The organism is Lentilactobacillus kefiri, from assembly GCF_007989105.1.
GTDB classification, from domain to species: Bacteria; Bacillota; Bacilli; order Lactobacillales; family Lactobacillaceae; genus Lentilactobacillus; species Lentilactobacillus kefiri.
The window spans coordinates 58,374-75,582 of record NZ_BJVK01000010.1 but is presented as its reverse complement, the minus strand read 5'-3'; the positions used below and the strand labels follow the sequence as shown (position 1 = coordinate 75,582).

The 17,209-nt window shown below is 42.3% G+C and carries 18 protein-coding genes and 1 pseudogene; 7 read left to right on the top strand and 12 right to left on the bottom strand.

The window, feature by feature from the left end; translation table 11 throughout:
• Together LKE01_RS05435 and LKE01_RS05430 are read right to left on the bottom strand one after the other, a co-directional pair.
• Nucleotides 1–363: pseudogene (locus LKE01_RS05435) on the bottom strand (hypothetical protein); the annotation flags it as partial.
• A gap of 242 nt (nt 364–605) precedes the next feature.
• Complete coding sequence (locus LKE01_RS05430; protein WP_056980999.1) at nt 606–1,571, bottom strand: LacI family DNA-binding transcriptional regulator; 966 nt, start codon at nt 1,569–1,571, stop codon at nt 606–608.
• A gap of 144 nt (nt 1,572–1,715) precedes the next feature.
• Between LKE01_RS05430 and LKE01_RS05425 the strand changes: the two genes are divergently transcribed.
• Entirely contained in the window at nt 1,716–2,267 is a 552-nt protein-coding gene (locus LKE01_RS05425; RefSeq protein ID WP_179286803.1) for a hypothetical protein, read from the top strand.
• A 104-nt stretch (nt 2,268–2,371) separates the two neighbouring features.
• On the opposite strand, the gene LKE01_RS05420 is transcribed toward LKE01_RS05425, so the two are convergent.
• From LKE01_RS05420 to LKE01_RS05405, 4 genes are all read right to left on the bottom strand, one after another.
• Nucleotides 2,372–3,697: a C1 family peptidase gene (locus LKE01_RS05420; RefSeq protein ID WP_054769047.1), complete on the bottom strand. Its 1,326-nt coding sequence runs from the start codon at nt 3,695–3,697 to the stop codon at nt 2,372–2,374.
• 84 nt (nt 3,698–3,781) lie between these two features.
• Complete coding sequence (locus tag LKE01_RS05415) at nt 3,782–4,294, bottom strand: ECF transporter S component (RefSeq protein ID WP_054769048.1); 513 nt, start codon at nt 4,292–4,294, stop codon at nt 3,782–3,784.
• Nucleotides 4,294–4,881, bottom strand: coding sequence for a TIGR01440 family protein (locus tag LKE01_RS05410; RefSeq protein WP_054769049.1), 588 nt, complete (start codon nt 4,879–4,881; stop codon nt 4,294–4,296). The genes LKE01_RS05415 and LKE01_RS05410 overlap by 1 nt, the downstream gene beginning before the upstream one ends.
• 5 nt (nt 4,882–4,886) lie before the next feature.
• The gene (locus LKE01_RS05405; RefSeq protein WP_054769050.1) at nt 4,887–5,750 is read right to left on the bottom strand and encodes a PfkB family carbohydrate kinase; all 864 of its coding nucleotides are present in this window, start codon (nt 5,748–5,750) and stop codon (nt 4,887–4,889) included.
• Between the two features lie 210 nt (nt 5,751–5,960).
• Between LKE01_RS05405 and LKE01_RS05400 the strand changes: the two genes are divergently transcribed.
• From LKE01_RS05400 to LKE01_RS05375, 6 genes are all read left to right on the top strand, one after another.
• Nucleotides 5,961–6,638, top strand: coding sequence for a YoaK family protein (locus tag LKE01_RS05400; RefSeq protein ID WP_056981001.1), 678 nt, complete (start codon nt 5,961–5,963; stop codon nt 6,636–6,638).
• A gap of 351 nt (nt 6,639–6,989) precedes the next feature.
• On the top strand, nt 6,990–8,123 hold the full coding sequence (locus LKE01_RS05395; RefSeq protein WP_056981003.1) for a vitamin B12 independent methionine synthase: 1,134 nt from the start codon (nt 6,990–6,992) through the stop codon (nt 8,121–8,123).
• Nucleotides 8,124–8,149: 26 nt separating this feature from the next.
• Nucleotides 8,150–8,347 carry a hypothetical protein gene (locus LKE01_RS05390; RefSeq protein WP_054769051.1) on the top strand — a complete coding sequence of 66 codons (198 nt, stop codon included), beginning with the start codon at nt 8,150–8,152 and terminating at the stop codon, nt 8,345–8,347.
• Between the two features lie 336 nt (nt 8,348–8,683).
• The gene (locus tag LKE01_RS05385; protein WP_056981005.1) at nt 8,684–9,856 is read left to right on the top strand and encodes an MFS transporter; all 1,173 of its coding nucleotides are present in this window, start codon (nt 8,684–8,686) and stop codon (nt 9,854–9,856) included.
• A gap of 144 nt (nt 9,857–10,000) precedes the next feature.
• On the top strand, nt 10,001–10,327 hold the full coding sequence (locus tag LKE01_RS05380; RefSeq protein WP_056981068.1) for a PadR family transcriptional regulator: 327 nt from the start codon (nt 10,001–10,003) through the stop codon (nt 10,325–10,327).
• The gene (locus LKE01_RS05375; protein ID WP_225426936.1) at nt 10,311–11,144 is read left to right on the top strand and encodes a DUF1129 domain-containing protein; all 834 of its coding nucleotides are present in this window, start codon (nt 10,311–10,313) and stop codon (nt 11,142–11,144) included. Before LKE01_RS05380 ends, LKE01_RS05375 begins: the two co-directional genes overlap by 17 nt.
• Nucleotides 11,145–11,228: 84 nt before the next feature.
• On the opposite strand, the gene dsdA is transcribed toward LKE01_RS05375, so the two are convergent.
• The 6 genes from dsdA to LKE01_RS05345 all read right to left on the bottom strand — a co-directional run bounded on the left by dsdA (nt 11,229) and on the right by LKE01_RS05345 (nt 17,145).
• Nucleotides 11,229–12,524 (bottom strand): D-serine ammonia-lyase, encoded by a 1,296-nt coding sequence (gene dsdA / locus LKE01_RS05370; protein WP_056981006.1) that lies wholly within the window; start codon nt 12,522–12,524, stop codon nt 11,229–11,231.
• A 141-nt stretch (nt 12,525–12,665) separates the two neighbouring features.
• Complete coding sequence (locus LKE01_RS05365; RefSeq protein WP_056981008.1) at nt 12,666–13,451, bottom strand: DUF6612 family protein; 786 nt, start codon at nt 13,449–13,451, stop codon at nt 12,666–12,668.
• 21 nt (nt 13,452–13,472) lie between these two features.
• Nucleotides 13,473–13,997: a hypothetical protein gene (locus LKE01_RS05360; RefSeq protein ID WP_056981011.1), complete on the bottom strand. Its 525-nt coding sequence runs from the start codon at nt 13,995–13,997 to the stop codon at nt 13,473–13,475.
• A 32-nt stretch (nt 13,998–14,029) separates the two neighbouring features.
• Nucleotides 14,030–14,896 carry a hypothetical protein gene (locus LKE01_RS05355; RefSeq protein ID WP_056981013.1) on the bottom strand — a complete coding sequence of 289 codons (867 nt, stop codon included), beginning with the start codon at nt 14,894–14,896 and terminating at the stop codon, nt 14,030–14,032.
• 136 nt (nt 14,897–15,032) lie between these two features.
• Nucleotides 15,033–16,256 (bottom strand): ABC transporter permease, encoded by a 1,224-nt coding sequence (locus tag LKE01_RS05350; RefSeq protein WP_056981015.1) that lies wholly within the window; start codon nt 16,254–16,256, stop codon nt 15,033–15,035.
• Nucleotides 16,249–17,145 (bottom strand): ABC transporter ATP-binding protein, encoded by an 897-nt coding sequence (locus LKE01_RS05345; RefSeq protein WP_054769056.1) that lies wholly within the window; start codon nt 17,143–17,145, stop codon nt 16,249–16,251. The genes LKE01_RS05350 and LKE01_RS05345 overlap by 8 nt, the downstream gene beginning before the upstream one ends.
• Between the last annotated feature and the right edge of the window lie 64 nt (nt 17,146–17,209).

Genomic DNA, 17,209 nt, shown 5'->3' with positions numbered 1-17,209 from the left:
TTTCTTAACAAGTTTTGGTATCAGAGCAACCAGGTTGCCGCCGAAAACATCTCCAACAATCTCAATCAGTAGGACACCTACAAAGAGAATCCAATGGTGGAAAAAGAGGGGCAGCAACAAGAACATTCCCGCTTTAACCAACTCTAAAGTAATCAGTAAGGGCTTTTTATTATGAATATGACTAAGCCAAGTATTAACAGGAACAGATAAAAAGCTTCCGATAATCTTGGTACACCATAAAAACATGACGGAGTTGATTGAAATTTGTGCCAGGATAATATTCAAAGCAACTGTGTAACCATATTGTGCTGTTAATGAGATCAATCGATTTAATAAGATTGGCACATTTTGGGTATTATACACTCGTGAAGTCGTATCGTAACCTCCTTGTTAAATAATCATATTTAGAACCTGTATAAGTACCTTTTCAGTTCTATTGTTTTCTATCATCGGATTATATTCACAAATGTCAATAGTTTTGGTGGATTATAGTCAATACGTGAGACAGGTTTTAAGAAAGATCCAGAACCGCGTTTAGTTTCCACACCTCAATATCAAAAAAGCACAATCCCACCAATCCGGGATTGTGCTTTCTTTACGTAGATTCAAACAATCGCATGGCCAACAATGATGTGATCAAGTATCTTTTCATCATCTGCCGGCTTATCCAGCAGCAATTTCACCGCTGACTGCCCCATTTCAGCGGGGTGAATATCAACAGAGTGGAAATGCTGATCAGTTAGTTCACTTGGCAATGAATTGTTGTAACCGAGAACTTCAATATTTTTATCAGGATTAATCATTTTGTAACGGTGGTACATCTGCAGGCCACTATAATCATCAATGGCAACAATGCCATCCATTTGAGGATTACTGCGGATAAAATCATCCTCAGAGGCATCATCATTCTCATGGGTTGATAAGAATACTGGCGATTTGCCAGCTTCATCAATCGCCTTTTGGTAGCCTTCACGACGGTCAATCTCGTATGGCCAATTATTGTGAGTTTGGACGAAAACTGGGTGTTGGCAGTCATAATGATCCATCAAGAAATTAGTACCGTCAAAGCCGGCCTTCCTGTTATCGTTGTCAACATACAGCCACTTCTGGCCTTCCGCGGGCTTTCCAATTGTAACGAAATCGACGTCTTCTTTTTGAAGCATTTCAATAACCGGGTCATTTTGGTGTGAATACAGGAGAATAAAATGCTTAATTTGAGCTCGGCTGATCATTGACTTAACATTATCAATTACCTGCTTGGAACTGTCGCCAATTGCAATTGACAGCACATAGTTGCGCTCGTTGAGCAAGGCATTGATTCCTCTTAGAATCCCGACATAAAAGATGTTATCAACAACCCGGTTATTAACCGGAAAAATAACACCAACCGTGTTTGCCTCGCGATTCGTCAAATTTTTAGCGTTGTAATTGGGTTGATAGCCCATCAAATCAGCCGTTCGCTTTACTTTACGACGGGTCTTTAAGCTGATGCGTTTATTATTATTTAGCGCCCGTGAAACTGTCGAAGTCGACAATCCCAGCCTTTTGGCGATGTCTCGAATTGTAACCATGTTTTACTGCCTCCCCTCTATAAAGTTTACCCTTTTTCAAGTTGCGATCTTATTAAACTTTTGTATCAAATATTAATATTGAACCATACCACTAGATTTTGACAGTATTATGTGATAATTTCAACATATGAGGTGATTATGAATATGAAAAAGCGCAGATCATTAGCTGCTATTTTAGCAGTTGTTGCAAGCTTTGCACTAATCTTAGCCGGCTGCAGCAGTTCTTCAAATAAGAGTTCAAATAACGACAGCAGCAAGGCTAGTATGCAGAACCAGGTTCAGACTAAGTCAGCCAAGAAAGTCTTAACATCCAATGACAACCTTTGGTACATGAACGGTTCAATTAATTATAAGAGCAAATCAGGGATTGATGCCTATAAATTTAACAGCCAAAACCATACTGTTACGATTTACAGCGTCAATAAAATGTATAAGACCTACTCTGAAGCTAAAAAAGAAAATGATCTTGATAAGCAGGGAACTTTAAAATACACGTTCAAAAATGATTCGGCCAACAAACCGGTTATTTATATGAAAGGTAAACTTTCTGACATCCCAATGCATCAAACCATTTCGGTAAAGAATACCGTTTCTGGAAAGAACCATCAAACCAAGCTGAAGGTCAGCGGATATAAAGTTGTTCGGGACTTGGATAACGATCCGGCACGACAAGTTTGGGTAACACCACATAATTAAATCGAATTAATTTCTGAACTCAAAAAATGGAATCCAAAATTGGATTCCATTTTTATTTTCACTTTATAGTTGCTGGATCACAAAAGCTTGAAACATGTGGCTCACTAAGCTAATGAGTCCCAAGCCGGCAATTCAACGGGTGCCTGCTTAAGGAGTTCCTTCTGCTCATCAGACAGATACTTCTTGTGGACAACGACTTCGTAGACATAATCGTCCATCCAGTCATCGTTCATGGTAAAGTACCCTTTCTCACCATTCTTGTCACCCCAGGAATTTTCAACTTTCCATTTGAGTGGTGTATCACCATCCAGGTCAACGCCGGTGAAGGTCATGGCATGAGAAACTTCAGCTTGATGATATTGAAGCCGGGTTCCCTTATCCATTTCCAAATCGGTATCAAATAATTCTGAATAACGGAACAAGTGACTGTCTAAGTAACCCTTCTTGCGATCCATTTGCTCCAAGACATCATTACCGAACCAGACCGTTTCGCCGTCTTTAAGTTGGGCAATTGTCGCCTTTTTTAAGACATCCATTGGCAGATTCAGGAACTCGATGTGTTTGCCACCGACGATGTTGTCTTCGCTTGGTAATGCGTACAGCTTGTTATAGTCTTTGTCAGGAGAATTGGAGAATACCACATAGTCATCCAAGTCGACATCGAAGTATTTATCATAAAATTCCTTTGGTGTTAAGCCGGAAATCTTATGGTATTTCTTGTCATCATCCCGATAAGCAAAGTTAACGGTTGTAGGTGGCTCGCCGAATGAATAAGCCGTAATGCGATAGACTTCATTAAGCATCTGCTTACGAGCAGCGTTAATTTCATCATCGCTCTTTTCATCCTTCACCATTTGGCGTAATTTAGCTGCATCAATCCGCAGCTTGCGGTTAATAACCGTATCATAGCCACCGGTGTTTTCAACGTTGGAAGTTTCCGGATAATCACTGACCGGAACCACCCCGTATTTTTGAACCAGGGCAGCTGCCATGGCCCATTGACCGCCATCATCATCAGGAGAATTCAAGTAAGCCTCAACTTCACGGTCATCAGCTGGCCGGCTGGCAGTTGCGAGAATTCGATCATAAAAGATGTTGGCCAACTCAATTTTATCCCAGAAGAATAAATATTTTTGAGACAGATTGAAGTTCTTCACTTTATATTTCGCACCAAATTGGTGACGCAAAGTATTAACCAATGAAAACAGCCAGCAACGACCGCTCTGCTTTTGATTGGTCACTTCACCAGTTTGCAGATCGACTGAAAATACCGGGTTCAATCGTACCTGGGCGTTGGGATCCTGGGCAGCCTGGTTAACGCCATTTTGCGCAATAATTCTTGATAACACATCACTTTTGGGTGTGTTCTTGAAACTTTCGTGGAGCTCTGAGAGATCTTTATCGGTTAAAACACTCTTACTATCAGCCATTCAGACATTCCTCCTATGTAATTTTCCTTTATCATGCGGTCATCGTTCCTGATGAACGGCTCCGCCTACTGCAATGAATTGGGTCTAGATCCGCTTTTTCAAACGGGGCGTTACCAGGTAGGCAATTAATGCACCAGCTGCTCCCTGGATCAGATTCATCCCAATGCCAATATATCCGGCATAAAGGTTGTAAAGAACGGAATCTGATACAAAGTATCCAAAGACCATAATGACGATTCCAACCAAAACGGCAATTAACTTGGTCCATTTGCCATCCGGGTTTTTACCGGCCAACAGTCCGACAATCAACCCTTCGGCACCATGGACAATCAGTGAGAACCACATATACTGGCCGTATCCGGAAATCAGGTCCAACAAGAATCCGCTGGCCCCACCGACGACGCCACCGACTTTTGGTCCTAATAAGATGGCACTGATGAAAATACCGGCATCACACAAGTTGATGTTTCCATGCGTCATCGGTACCGGAATAATGAAGAATCGGCTAATGGCAACTGTCACCGCAATAAACATGGCTGTCAAAACAACCTTGAAAATATCGTTACTTACTTTGCCGCCTACACTTTTACGATCCATTAGTGACTGCCTCCCAATACATAATCTTCTTTGTTAGCTTCAGTAAAATCATATTTGGCCCGCTCGCCACCGATTAATTTTGGCCGCGAAGATAGGCAGACAACATTTGCTGCGCCAACTTTCCGGTTAGTCATTCTCACCGGAATCTGAACGTATTTGACGTGCATCCCAATTTCTGTGCCGCCAATATCGATTCCGCCAAAAGCCGTTATGTGCTCGACTTCAACCGGATCATCCATTCGTTCATAAGCAGCAACTTGAGTCCCGCCGCCTGCGTGCATGGCTGGGACAACCGATACGATCTCCAAGTTGTGACGCTCAGCGACCCTTCGTTCAAGTAACAGCGCCCGGTTAATGTGTTCACAGCCTTGAATCGCCATGTTAATATTTCGTGGAATTAGGAATTCTTCCAGTGTGGAAACAACCGCCTTACCGACATCGAGCCTAGAATTAGTGCCCTTCCAGTCGCCCGAAATTTCACTGGTACTGCAGCCAACCACAAAAATCCCGTTTTCTGGAAAGGCCACTTTATCAAAATATTCAGTTAAGACATCCGACAAGTTGCTTTTAATCGTTTGTAAATCCATTATATTTACACTTCTTCCCCTGTTTGTCCTAACGTAAACATTGCGACATTATACAAAGAGCGCGTGAGGTTCAAGCCAAATTTGCGCTGGCTTTCCGGCGCCCTGGTTGTTAAGCTCACGGCGTCGTAAACGCCAATCACTGCTTTTTGAACCGCCGTATCAAAATCCAAATCAAAATTCAAATAACCAATCAAAAGTGATGAAAATAAATCACCGGTTCCATAGAAATGTCCAGAAATATAAGGTGAACCGGCCCATTTAAGATGACCTTCATTCATGTAAACACAGCCAATCCCGCCATCTCTTAGCACACCGGTCACAATGACCTGGGCATGAGAATGGTTCATGTGCCGCCACTTTGCAATGGCTTGGCCAATCTCTTCGTTACTGGCATCAGCGGCCAGCTTTTCGCCGCTCAACAAGCTCAGTTCCGTGGCGTTCGGTGTTATAATCGTTGCAATTTTCAACAACCGCTGCATGGTTGCCAAATATTGGTCGTCAAAGCCGTCATACATTTTTCCTTGATCGCCCAAAACCGGGTCAATCAGTAATTCAGGTAAATCCAGATATGAAAAGTAATCATGTAAAAAGTTGGCAGTGCTGGAATTGCCAATGTATCCAACAATTCCCGAATTAAACTTCAGATCATTTAAACTATTCCAATGATCAGTCGCCCGTTGCAGCCAGTCATCCGTATTTAACGTTTCCGGCTTGCCAAAACCCTCCGTCTGAGTAGACAGAATCTCTGTCGGTAACGTTGCGGTCTGCATTCCAAACGCTGAGAATACGGCAATTGCAGCAGTAGCTGAAAGACGGCCGACCGCTGAAAAGTCTTCCGCAATTAATACACTCGAATTAATAATGATCATCCTTCCAATGACATGTGTTACAAACATTGTACCCTATTAACGAATAAATAGTTAGTAGTCTACACATTAAATGTAACAATCTCTCATTAAAAATTATTTTAAGTATAACAAGATTTTCGAAAGAAACAATAGACAGTTTGCAATGACTGTCGTCCACTCTGTTATAGTAGACTTGTATAAATTCTTAGAACTTAGTGAAGGGTGAGCAACATGAACTTTTCAACTAAAAATAGTATGACAACACTCGCGCAAACGTTCATTATGGGGTCAATCGATGCCTACACATTTCAAAACTTTCATGGCTCGTTTGTGAGTGCCCAAACCGGAAATCTGGTTGTCTTCGCCTATGAATATGCCACCAAAGGATGGGGAACGGCTTATATTCGAGTACCGGTTCTGCTTGGATTCCTACTGGGGGCATTCATGTCACAGGCCTGCAAACATATTAAGCTGCCGGCAGAGCGGCGATTCAATCTGTTCCTGCTGTTCAGCATTATTTTTCTGGGCTTGCTGACATTGGGTGCGGCTTTCAACCTGTCAATGTTAAACATGCTCTTCAGCTTGGGACTCTTTTCCGGATATGAACTGACGGTCTTTAACAAAATTGGTGTGACAAGTGTGAACAACGGCATCATGACAGGAAACCTGAAAAACTTTGCGAACAATGTTTATGAAGCAATCTTTAGTCGTGATAAGTCCGCGTTGATCAAGGCAAGCCACTTTTTAAGCGGCATTATCATGTTTGTCCTTGGTATCATGTTCAGTGCATATGTCTTACAGGCCATTGGCACGGAAGTGTTTACGGCAGCGTTTATGATCAATATCATCTTGCTGATGACCCTTTACATTGATTATCGAATGACAAATCATCAGCAAACAATCAGTTGACATTCACTAAAATTTGATTTAGATTAAAAAGCAATTAGAAAACTTACGAATTTTAAGCTATTAGGAGAAGAGTAACCACTCGGATCGATTTCAGAAAGCCTGGCAGATGAGAGCAGGTATCGAAAAGACGGTGAAGATGAGCTCCAAAAGGCATTATTCCGTTAACGCAGAGTAATCGGTAGGAACCGTTAACTTCCCGGGTATCATAGGTACCGATGAGGCGTTGTTTGTAAAAACAACGCGAATAAGGGTGGTAACGCGAGCATTCGTCCCTTGATTGTCAATATGACAGTCAGGGGACGAATGCTTTTTTTCGTAAGTGAAACTTTAAAATTATAGGAGGATTCACACATGACAAAATCAGCAGTTCAAGTAAAATTTCCATATCGGTATGATGTCGTAGGCAGCTTATTAAGAACTCAGGCACTAAAAGATGCCCATGCCAAATATAACGCTGGCCAAATCAACGCCGATGAATTAAAAGCAGTTCAACATGAAGAAACGAAAAAAATTGTTGCCAAGCAAGTTGACCTTGGGTTAAAAGATATTACCGATGGTGAGTTTAACCGCAGCTGGTGGCATCTGGATTTTCTTTGGGGACTAACCGGTGTTGAGAAATACGATTACCACAAGAGCTACAAGTTCCATGGCAGCAAAACCCGAACCGATAATGCAGAGTTGTCCGGCAAGGTGGCATTTAACCCCGACCATCCCTTCTTTGACAGCTTCAAGTTTCTCGAATCAATCACGCCGGATGGTGTCACCCCTAAACAGACCATCCCATCACCAACGATGTTATTCCGGGACAACCGAAGTGACAATTGGTCAAAATTCTATGACACTTGGGACCAATATTTAGACGATGTCGCTAAAGCTTATCATGAAACCATTCTTCACTTCTATGAGCTCGGTGCCAGATATATTCAGCTCGACGACACAACTTGGGCTTTCCTAATCAGCAAGTTAAACGCAACGGCTGACGACGCAAAAGCCCATGCCAAGTACGTCAAGTTGGCAGAAGATTCCGTTAAAGTCATTAACAAGTTACTCGAAGATCTGCCTGATGATCTCACTGTTACCACCCATATTTGCCGTGGCAACTTTAAATCAACTTTCCTATTCTCAGGCGGCTACGATGACGTTGCCGACTATCTCGGACAGTTAAATTACGATGGCTTGTTCCTGGAATACGACAGTGAACGGGCTGGTGACTTTACACCACTGGCAAAGATTTGGAATGGCGATCAACACAAACGTATCGTTCTTGGCTTGATCACTTCAAAGTCCCCTGAACTGGAAGATAAAGATGCCGTCATTAACCGAATCAAACAAGCTAGTGAAAAGGTTCCACTCGATAATTTGGCACTTTCAACTCAGTGTGGCTTTGCATCTACTGAGGAAGGTAACAAGCTTACCGAACAACAGCAATGGAACAAATTAAAACTGGTTAGAGATATTGCCAAAGAAGTTTGGAACGTCGATTAGCGTTCACCTTGAAAAGAGGAATCCTTATGGATAAAAGTACTCATCAGAATGAACCATCCCAAGCCCGTTACAATCATGAAGATCACTGGTTGGGACTGGCTGTCGGCCTGGCATGTGGGTTGGCATTAGACGCTGTATTCTCATTTCGAACCGGTACATTTTTCACCTTCATTGGCATTGTGGTTGGAATGAGTGGTTTGTTGGACTTTAGGAAGAAAGCTTAGTCATTTCTTATTGGGCGTGTAACTTGGATAACCTTCCAACTCCAAGTCAAAAAACGAGTCTTCCCTATTGAGGAAAGGCTTGTTTTTGTGTCCAAGCTCATAAAATACCATTTGATTTGAATTCCATGAAAGTGTACAATTTCATTAATATTAAAAAGATTCTCATTATAAACAAATTTTTGAAACGGAGTGATGGATATGTTAGCTTGGATCAGCTTGCAACACAGTATCTTCGAGATCAATGCACTTCAGTTGTAGTTTCTAAAGGATCGACAATTTGGCCATTTCCAAATAAACCAATCGATTGTGGATCCTGCATGAATTGGAGTGCGCAAAATGAAAATTAAATATTCTTCCAACATTAGTAAAGGTTATACTTACAGCTTTTTATCCTGGTTCGGCATTACCAGTCTATGGGTGATGTACTTACAGACAAAAGGGTTATCGCTTGTTGAAATCGGTCTATGTGAAAGTATCTTTCACATTGCCAGCTTCTTATTTGAAGTTCCTTCCGGCGTTTTAGCTGATCGGCTCACCTATAAATTTGACCTGATATTAGGCCGCTTAGCAGCGATTCTTTCCGCTGTCATTATCCTCTTTGGCCAGACATTCTGGATGTTTGCGTTGGGTTTTGTCATCAACGCCCTGTCTTATAACATGCAGTCGGGAACCCTTGAAGCACTGCTGTATGACTCACTGATTAAAGACAAGTCAACCAAGCAATATCCAAAGGTTATCAGCCGCATTAACGTGATTATTGAATTTGCCAATACCCTCGGCGTGGTCATCGCCGGCTTTCTGGTCCACTGGCACTTTGAATTAACCTATGTCATTGGGATTGTGGTTGGCTTAATGGGACTGATAACCGTTCTGCTTTTCAAGGAACCGGTTATCAAAAAGCGGCCGACTGAAAAACAGACATCCGTAAAATCAATTGTGGTTAACTCATACCGGATAATGAAGCACAATCACCAGCTTAGAAATCTGATGTTGTTTGACGCGTTATATGCAACAGTTTGTACTTCCTACTTTTTCTACTTTCAAACTTTGATGGAAAATGAACACTTTTCCGGTTGGATGATTTCTGTCCTCATGGTTGTGTCAGCCTTGATAAATATTGTTGGAATTCAGTTAACGCCATTTATTCAAAAGACGTTTTCAAAGCGGGAATTAATCATCACATTGAGCCTCAGTCTTGCATGCTTGCTAATGCTGACGTGGCTTGCCTGGCTCCCACTTCTGATCGTCATGTTCTTAATCTCTCAACTGTTACCATCCCTCATCGACCCCATCTTTAGCAGTTACTATAATGAAATGATCAACTCTGAGGAACGGGCAACTCTGCTAAGTGTTGCCAGCGTCCTATTCTCAGCAGTCATGGTTATCGCATTCCCACTGTTTGGCTGGTTGATTCAAATCAATGGATTCTCATTTGCATTTGGGTTGGTCGGATGCGTGTTGGTCGTTGTATTGATTGTCATGAGACGAAGCTTTGTGAGTCCTAAATAATAAAACATTGAAGAGTCAACTTAATTGTTGGCTCTTTTTTACTATCTTGCTTTACAAACTAGTGTGAATCAGTTATCCTACTAGTAAGCATTACATACTAGTGGGGAGGATAGTCATTTGGCAAAACAAGATCTTTCCAGTCAAATGTTAAAAGGCATTCTTCAAGGGTGCCTACTTATGTTAATCAGTGATGAGCCAATGTATGGGTACTCGATTAGCCAAGCATTAACCCAATTTGGCTTCCAAGATGTCCCCAAGGGAACCGTCTACCCATTGCTGATCAACATGGAAAAAAAGGGCCTGATCACTGGAAAAATGCAGCCATCCAAGGAAGGCCCCAAGCGGAAATACTATTATATTACCGCCAATGGCGTCCAAGAGAAAAAGCAATTTATCAACCAATGGCATACCCTATCAAGCAGCGTGAACAGCCTCATCCACAAAAGGAGCGAAGATGATGAAAGCAGATAGCTTAATTGAAGAGAATGACCAGCTCAGAAAGCAATTAACCCCTGAAAACAAGCAATATTACGAAGAACTGATGACGTACATTCGAGCAAATTCAACCTTTAAAAGTGACCTTGATGTTGAACAAATTCTATTGGATATTCTCAATGACATTCTGGAAGCTCAATCCAACAATCAGACGGCTCAATCATACTTCGGCAAGAATCCAAAGGAATCAGCGGATGATATTTTAAAATCCTTACCAAGGAATTTGACGGAAACCCTAAAATTCGCGCTCAGCATTGCCTTGGGATATATCGTTGTCTTTATGATTCCAAGTCTGACAACCCCAGGCATCAAAACCGACTTGGGCAATTTAATCATTATGGGGATTGTCTCCTTCATTCTAGCCAATATTATACTTTGGTTGGTCGGACAGACAATTTACCAACGAAAAGTCGTTAAGTTTGTTATCGACGCGATCGCTGTTCTCCTATTTGCGGCAGTTGTCGCGGGTTCAATCTTCCTCAAGACTCCCCTGAGTTTCGAAACGAATGGAACGGTGGGCATCATCTTGATTGCCATTGTCTTTTTGATCATGACATACATATACATCGGCATCTTTAAACATCGAATGCCTTGGACAATTATTTATGTGGTGCTAACGATTGACGCTATCATTGGGGTGCTTTCAAGAATTCCAGTTATCGGGAGAATGATCACCGACCCTGTCATCCCCAAATCAACGTTGCTTTGGATTCTGATCCCGGGATGTATTATTGCAGCGTTAATTGGCGGAGTTGGAACTTATTACTGGTTAACTAAACATGACGAGAACTAACCAATCGTTTTTTAAAATGCCAATAATAAAGGAGCCGATGAGCAAAACACACGTTTTGTTCATCGGCTCCTCTTTAATTTCATATTAAAGTAATGCTTCACCCTTATCATGATCGACTTTGCGTTCACTTTCAGGCATCATACTACCACCAGTTGCCCAGACAATGTGGGTTGCGTTGGCGGTATTGAATGCAGGCACTTCAGTGATTGCCCGTTCAATTGCGGTAAATCCGGCTGCGGCTGATGGTTCAACCGTGATGTTTTCGGTATCCATCAGCTGAGCAACATATTTATAGATTGTCGGATCATCGAATGTGACACTTCCAAACAGCAATGTCCGCATGATCTTGCCGGCAATTCGAGATGGTCGGCCAACTGCCAAACCATCAGCGGCAGTCTTGCCATCCAAGCCGATATCAAACACTGAAATTTTATTATTCAGCTTTGTCATCATTCCCAGAGTGACTGAAGGAACGTGGGTTGGCTCACAGAAAATAGCGTGGATGTATGGTCCCATCATCATTTTCAGGCCAAAGGTAACCCCGCTTGGACTGCCACCGACACCAGCTGGTAAGTATACAATTACCGGGTGATCGCGGTCAACTTTGATTCCCTGAATTTGGAATTGTTGTTGAAGGCGAACACCAGCAACCGCATATCCGATAAACAAATCGGAAGAGCCTTCATCATCGATAAAATGAATCTTAGGATCTTTAGCGGCAGCTTCCCGGGCTTGTGGAATGACTGAAGAAAAGTCCGTGTCCAATTCAACCACGTTGACACCGTTTGCCCGAAGTTTGGCTTTCTTCCATTCCTTGGCATCCCGTGACATATAAACGGTCGTCTTAAAGCCAAAGGTTGAAGCAGCGATTCCAACACTGAGGGCCAGGTTTCCAGTTGAGGCAACCATAACACCGTATTGCGCGAACAAATGCTTATATTCAGGAGTTCCCAAGATTGCGTGGTTGTCGGTTAGCTTTAAATTGCCTTCCGTCATGGCAACGTGCTCGGCAAACTTCAGAACTTCATAAATGCCGCCACGGGATTTAATCGAACCTGAAATTGGCAGCTCACTATCAGCTTTTAAATAAAGGCTGCCGGCGAGCGGTGTTTCGTGTTCCCCATCCCAGGCCTGCTTCATCTTATCCAACCTAATCAAAGGTGATTCAATAATTCCATGCATTGATGCAGTTTCTGGAAAAGCCTCTTCAATGTATGGTGCGAATCGTTTCCAAAGATCAACGGCATCCAAGATGTCTTGTTTTGTAAATGGTAAATCGGCATCTTGACCGTAATCTGGGTTCTTCCAAAAAATTGGTGTTTCATTTTTTAAATCTTTAACTTGCGGGTATTTGGTTTCTAATGATTGTACATTGTCCATATTTTCGATCTCCCCAAAATCATTTTAAAAATATTGTATTCCTAATTAATGTTCCTAAAGCATTGCTGCATCAACCTTTACCAAGCCTTAATCATCATCGCACAGCCATGTTATCTCCTAATAAGACATCCACACGGCAGATTATTCATTTACTTGGTTGGTGCTGGCCGCATTTTTGTGGATATAAGCAGGTACTTTGAATCGCTTGACCTTGTTAACATTGGTATAAGTTCCGGTCACTGCTTCGGTAATCGACTTCTTGGATCTCTTATCTTGATACTGCATGTAAATATATGTTTGCACCGGTAAATAAGTCTTCTTGTCCAAGGTGTACTTGTAAGAAAACTTGGTAATTTTGACTTTCTTTAAAATGTTCTTCGTACTTTCGCTATGATTGGCTTCGGCTAAAATCAGCTTTTTGGCAACCATGCTGCCGAGCTTACCCTGGCCACTATAAGACAAGACGTCCGTAGTCTTGTTTTTCTCAAGCTTTAAATGCTTTTTCAGGTAATCCATTGCTCTGACGGCAGAACTGCCGGTTACCTGTCTGTGAACACTCTTGATAAGTGGGCTCTTCTTAGGCAAAAGCTGTTTTGACCAACTATTGTCCGCATGAATATAGACCGTCCGACCGTCAATGAAGTAATCATAATTCTTCACCAATCCGGCAGCGTTGTTCAGCTTCGCTTGGACAATCATTGGCTTCAAATGAAACTTGGCTGCCATTTTGCCGGTGGTTGATTGATTGTTGTTCTGACTATTTTTAGTAACCAGCACAACGTTGCCGCTCTTAATCTGATGAGCAGCTTTTTGGGCATGATTCACAATAGTCATCGTCGCTGAAGGCTTACTGGCAGGCTTGGTGGAACCACACCCCGCCAACAACATTGCCATGAATCCAACAGCTGTAATAATGATTTTTTTCATCGCAATCCCCTTTTATCACATTTAAATCAGACTAAAAATTGACCATAAGACAACATAGGCACCGGTAACGATGGTTAAGGAAAGCCAATGGGCCTTAATAACCCGTTTGACGGATTTGAACCATTTCGAAAAATAGTAAACCGAACGATTTTTTTGAACCAAATTGATGATTTGAAAAGACGTCATTGTGGCACAATATATCAGCACCATGTAAGAAAGGACAAATAACAGGTCAATGGCAATTCCACGCCAGTTACCACTTAACACAACCATCAAGAACTGCCAGAGATAGGACCCAAGCAGTCCAAAATAAAAGAAGCTGGGAATGACAATTGCAACTCTTGACGGAATAATCGTGAAAATAATGTAGGCAAATAATAGTAAGATGCCCCGTCCCAATCCGGATAACAGACGGCGGTCATTAATTGAAAAGCTGACAGTCAGCGGCTGAAATTTAAAAATTGCCGAAGCAACAAAGAATGCAATGATTCCCCAAGCAATAAATAAGACGTAAGTCGAGCGCCGCAACTTTAAGTTTTCTAACAAATAACTACCTCCTGACCCGTTTTCTGATTTATTTAGTCGGCCACAATCGTTATTTTGGGCTTCCAAGTTTTAGCAGTTTTATCCGGAACAATGTACAGTCCATAGTGCCCATTGCCCGAATTGGCAGTCATGGTCGAAACGTGACTGGCCACATTGGCTGCATAGTATCTCAATGCATTGGTTGTTCGATACTTGGACCAATATGAGTAGTAACCGGTCATCGTTTTGGGATCAACCTCTTTAACCGTAAAGCTGGCCGTCTTGGCATTTGAGACACCTGCTTTAACAGCTGCATCCCTGGTACTAATATCTTGAGTTGCCAAGATCTTTGCCATAGAATTCAGCTTTTCATCAGCAACACTTTTGGTGAGCTTGGCAGCTGCCTGATCGCTAACCAACTTTTGGAATTGGCTTTGGGGCAAACTTGCCAAGGTCGTCAAATTATCTTCGAAGAATTGAAGTGATCGTTCGGATGACAACTTAATCACTGATTTGGATGCCAATGCCCGCTGAGAAGGATTAACCCCCTTAGTCAAATAACCGCGCCAAATAAAGCCGTCCGAGTTGTTACCATAGTTAAAGACTTCATAGTAGACATGACGCTTATTGCCGCGCTGCATCACAACACTGTTTTTAACGTACCAAGTGGTATTGGGATAATTTTTCAAATTGTGAAGCCGTTTGGTATGGGTCGCGTTCCACAAGTAAACGGCACTCCTGGATTTAGCATGATACGCCACAGCGGTATTTCTACTTAAATATTTAGTCCAAACATAACTGGAATTAGCTGACGCAGCGGTTGTTTGAGCAGTCGCCGTTGTGGTACTGGCTGAAACTGGAAAGCTTGTTGCAGTGGCAAGTCCTAGTGTCACCAACGCAAGCAAAAATAACTTTTTCATGATGTTTCCCTCCTATGTACTAGCCAACTAATTATATCAGAAAAGCAGCTTAAAATAAGCCCCCACTCAGTATATTCAAAAAGAAGCCGGTCAATTGTATTGACCGGCTTCTTTAACGGAATCTTTAGGACATTGACTATTTTTGGTAAGCCAATCCTCTTCGCAGACGTTTCCAGAAGCTGGTATCATCTGTCTGCAAAATTAAGCCTTCGTATATTTGGCCGATATACCAAGTCAAAAGCAGGATGCTTGCGATTAGAATCCCTAATGACAATCCAATTTCCATGCCACTGGCGTTGTCATTAATAATTCGCATCGGCATGAAATAAGATGAGAAGAATGGCACGTAGGACAATATTTTGGAAATCAACGCATCTGAATTACTCTGAAACGGCATCGTTAAGAAAAAGGCAATCATACTCAAATAAATTGCCGGCTGAGCCGCTTTGGGAGCATCTTCGGCCTTGGCAACCAGGGCACCGCTGAACGCTGAAATGATGGTGTAAATAATCACTCCCAGGAACACGAATACCAGGTTGACTCCAAGCATATTTTTGATGATGGCGTTCACCAACGAGCGATTATCTGTAATCAGCTGTTTGATGTTATCCAAATGCATGGCAATTTGGAAAAAGCCGTAACCACCTACAATATAGACAACAATCTGGGTCAGGATAACCCCAAAGACGCCTAGAATTTTACCGACAAAGTATTTGGAAGCCTTGGTGCTTGAAAAGATAATTTCCATTACTTTGGTGCCCTTTTCCGAGGCAATTTCTTGAGCGGTCACGGAAGAATAAGTGATCATAATCATATAAATCATGAAGACCAGGATCCAAAATGAGGCAATTTTGGCAAAGTTGGCCCCGCCATGACTGGCTTTAATCGTTTGCTTGAAAGCCGGCTGGACTGCCAACGACTTCATTTGCTTTGAACTCAGATTGGCGTTGGCCAGATTCAACTGATGCTGAGTTTGGGCAAGAAAGACGTTGACCTTGGTCCGCATTCCGTTAGTGATGGAATCAGTCGAGTGGTAGACACCGGTGACTTTGGCCTTATCAGCCGACAACACCAAGTAGCCGGCTAGTTTGTTATTATTGACACTCTTTTTCGCAGCAGCTGTCGTTGTCACGCTTGCCTTAACATCATCCTGATTAGCCTTAATGAATTGTTTTCGCAAAGCCGGTGTTTCAGAAATCACCGCAATTCGCTGTTGATCCGAGCTGGAGGTGGCACTTGTGTAACCAATCCCCAGAGAGATTGCCAATAAAATAAACGGCGATATGACCAACATGATGAAGCTCCAGGATTTAACCTGTCTCAAATAGGTTTCGATTGCGACAATGAATGTTTTATTCATGTTTGATCCCCGCTTTCATTCTGAAAATTTCATCAAGGGTCGGCGGCTGTTGACTAAATTCTTCAATATATTGGCCGTTGGTCAACTTTTCAAAGACTTCCGGACCCTTCTCAGGATCATCCAACCTTAATAGGAAGCGATTGCCACGAATATTTTGAACTTTAACCACATGTGGAAGTTGTTTCAGCTGGTCTTCTGTCCAATCGGTGGTCACGTAAATCTCCGACTTACCGAACTGATCACGAACTTCCTTGATTGTTCCGTTAAGGACGACTTCACCCGTCCGCAACATAACCAGGCGGTTACAAACTGCTTCCACATTGGCCATGTCATGGCTGGAAAAGATAATTGCTGCCCCTTGGTCCCGGGCCTCGAGAATGGCATTCTTTAATAAATCGGCGTTAACCGGATCCAGTCCACTAAAGGGTTCATCGAGAATAATTAGCTTTGGATGATGAATCAATGTCACAATTAGCTGAACCTTTTGCTGGTTTCCTTTGGATAGATCTTTAATCTTGTCAGTCTTTTTGCCTTTTACCGCAAACTTCTTCAGCCAACCATCAATTTGCGGTCGGATTTCTTTGGCCGGCTTACTTTTAAGCCGAGCCAGGTATACGATCTGCTGTTCAATCGTCAGCTTGTGCATCAAGCTCCGTTCTTCGGGTAGATACCCGATCGAATCAAAGTCGGCTTCTTTGATTGGCTGACCATTCCAACGAATTTCGCCGTCATACTTTAGGAAATTCAAAATACTATGAAAGGTTGTCGATTTACCAGAACCATTTTGACCGATCAAGCCCGTAATTTGCTTGTCGGGTACGTCAAAACTAACGTCATCCAGTGCGGTCACACTGCCAAATTGTTTATGGAGATGGTTGATTGTCAGCATACAGTTGGCCTCCTTTGTTTTCCTTCATTCGAGCTTATCATATCATAACATTGATCGGTGTTTT

What these genes read in the sequence shown, in the direction of transcription:
- LKE01_RS05425 (WP_179286803.1), top strand. Translation starts at nt 1,716, where the DNA reads ATGAAAAAGCGCAGATCATTAGCTGCTATTTTAGCAGTTGTTGCAAGC.
- dsdA (WP_056981006.1), bottom strand. Translation starts at nt 12,524, where the DNA reads ATGGACAATGTACAATCATTAGAAACCAAATACCCGCAAGTTAAAGAT.
- LKE01_RS05395 (WP_056981003.1), top strand. Translation starts at nt 6,990, where the DNA reads ATGACAAAATCAGCAGTTCAAGTAAAATTTCCATATCGGTATGATGTC.
- LKE01_RS05400 (WP_056981001.1), top strand. Translation starts at nt 5,961, where the DNA reads ATGAACTTTTCAACTAAAAATAGTATGACAACACTCGCGCAAACGTTC.
- LKE01_RS05365 (WP_056981008.1), bottom strand. Translation starts at nt 13,451, where the DNA reads ATGAAAAAAATCATTATTACAGCTGTTGGATTCATGGCAATGTTGTTG.
- LKE01_RS05430 (WP_056980999.1), bottom strand. Translation starts at nt 1,571, where the DNA reads ATGGTTACAATTCGAGACATCGCCAAAAGGCTGGGATTGTCGACTTCG.
- LKE01_RS05410 (WP_054769049.1), bottom strand. Translation starts at nt 4,881, where the DNA reads ATGGATTTACAAACGATTAAAAGCAACTTGTCGGATGTCTTAACTGAA.
- LKE01_RS05405 (WP_054769050.1), bottom strand. Translation starts at nt 5,750, where the DNA reads ATGATCATTATTAATTCGAGTGTATTAATTGCGGAAGACTTTTCAGCG.
- LKE01_RS05350 (WP_056981015.1), bottom strand. Translation starts at nt 16,256, where the DNA reads ATGAATAAAACATTCATTGTCGCAATCGAAACCTATTTGAGACAGGTT.
- LKE01_RS05345 (WP_054769056.1), bottom strand. Translation starts at nt 17,145, where the DNA reads ATGCTGACAATCAACCATCTCCATAAACAATTTGGCAGTGTGACCGCA.
- LKE01_RS05355 (WP_056981013.1), bottom strand. Translation starts at nt 14,896, where the DNA reads ATGAAAAAGTTATTTTTGCTTGCGTTGGTGACACTAGGACTTGCCACT.
- LKE01_RS05375 (WP_225426936.1), top strand. Translation starts at nt 10,311, where the DNA reads ATGATGAAAGCAGATAGCTTAATTGAAGAGAATGACCAGCTCAGAAAG.
- LKE01_RS05420 (WP_054769047.1), bottom strand. Translation starts at nt 3,697, where the DNA reads ATGGCTGATAGTAAGAGTGTTTTAACCGATAAAGATCTCTCAGAGCTC.
- LKE01_RS05390 (WP_054769051.1), top strand. Translation starts at nt 8,150, where the DNA reads ATGGATAAAAGTACTCATCAGAATGAACCATCCCAAGCCCGTTACAAT.
- LKE01_RS05415 (WP_054769048.1), bottom strand. Translation starts at nt 4,294, where the DNA reads ATGGATCGTAAAAGTGTAGGCGGCAAAGTAAGTAACGATATTTTCAAG.
- LKE01_RS05385 (WP_056981005.1), top strand. Translation starts at nt 8,684, where the DNA reads ATGAAAATTAAATATTCTTCCAACATTAGTAAAGGTTATACTTACAGC.
- LKE01_RS05380 (WP_056981068.1), top strand. Translation starts at nt 10,001, where the DNA reads ATGTTAAAAGGCATTCTTCAAGGGTGCCTACTTATGTTAATCAGTGAT.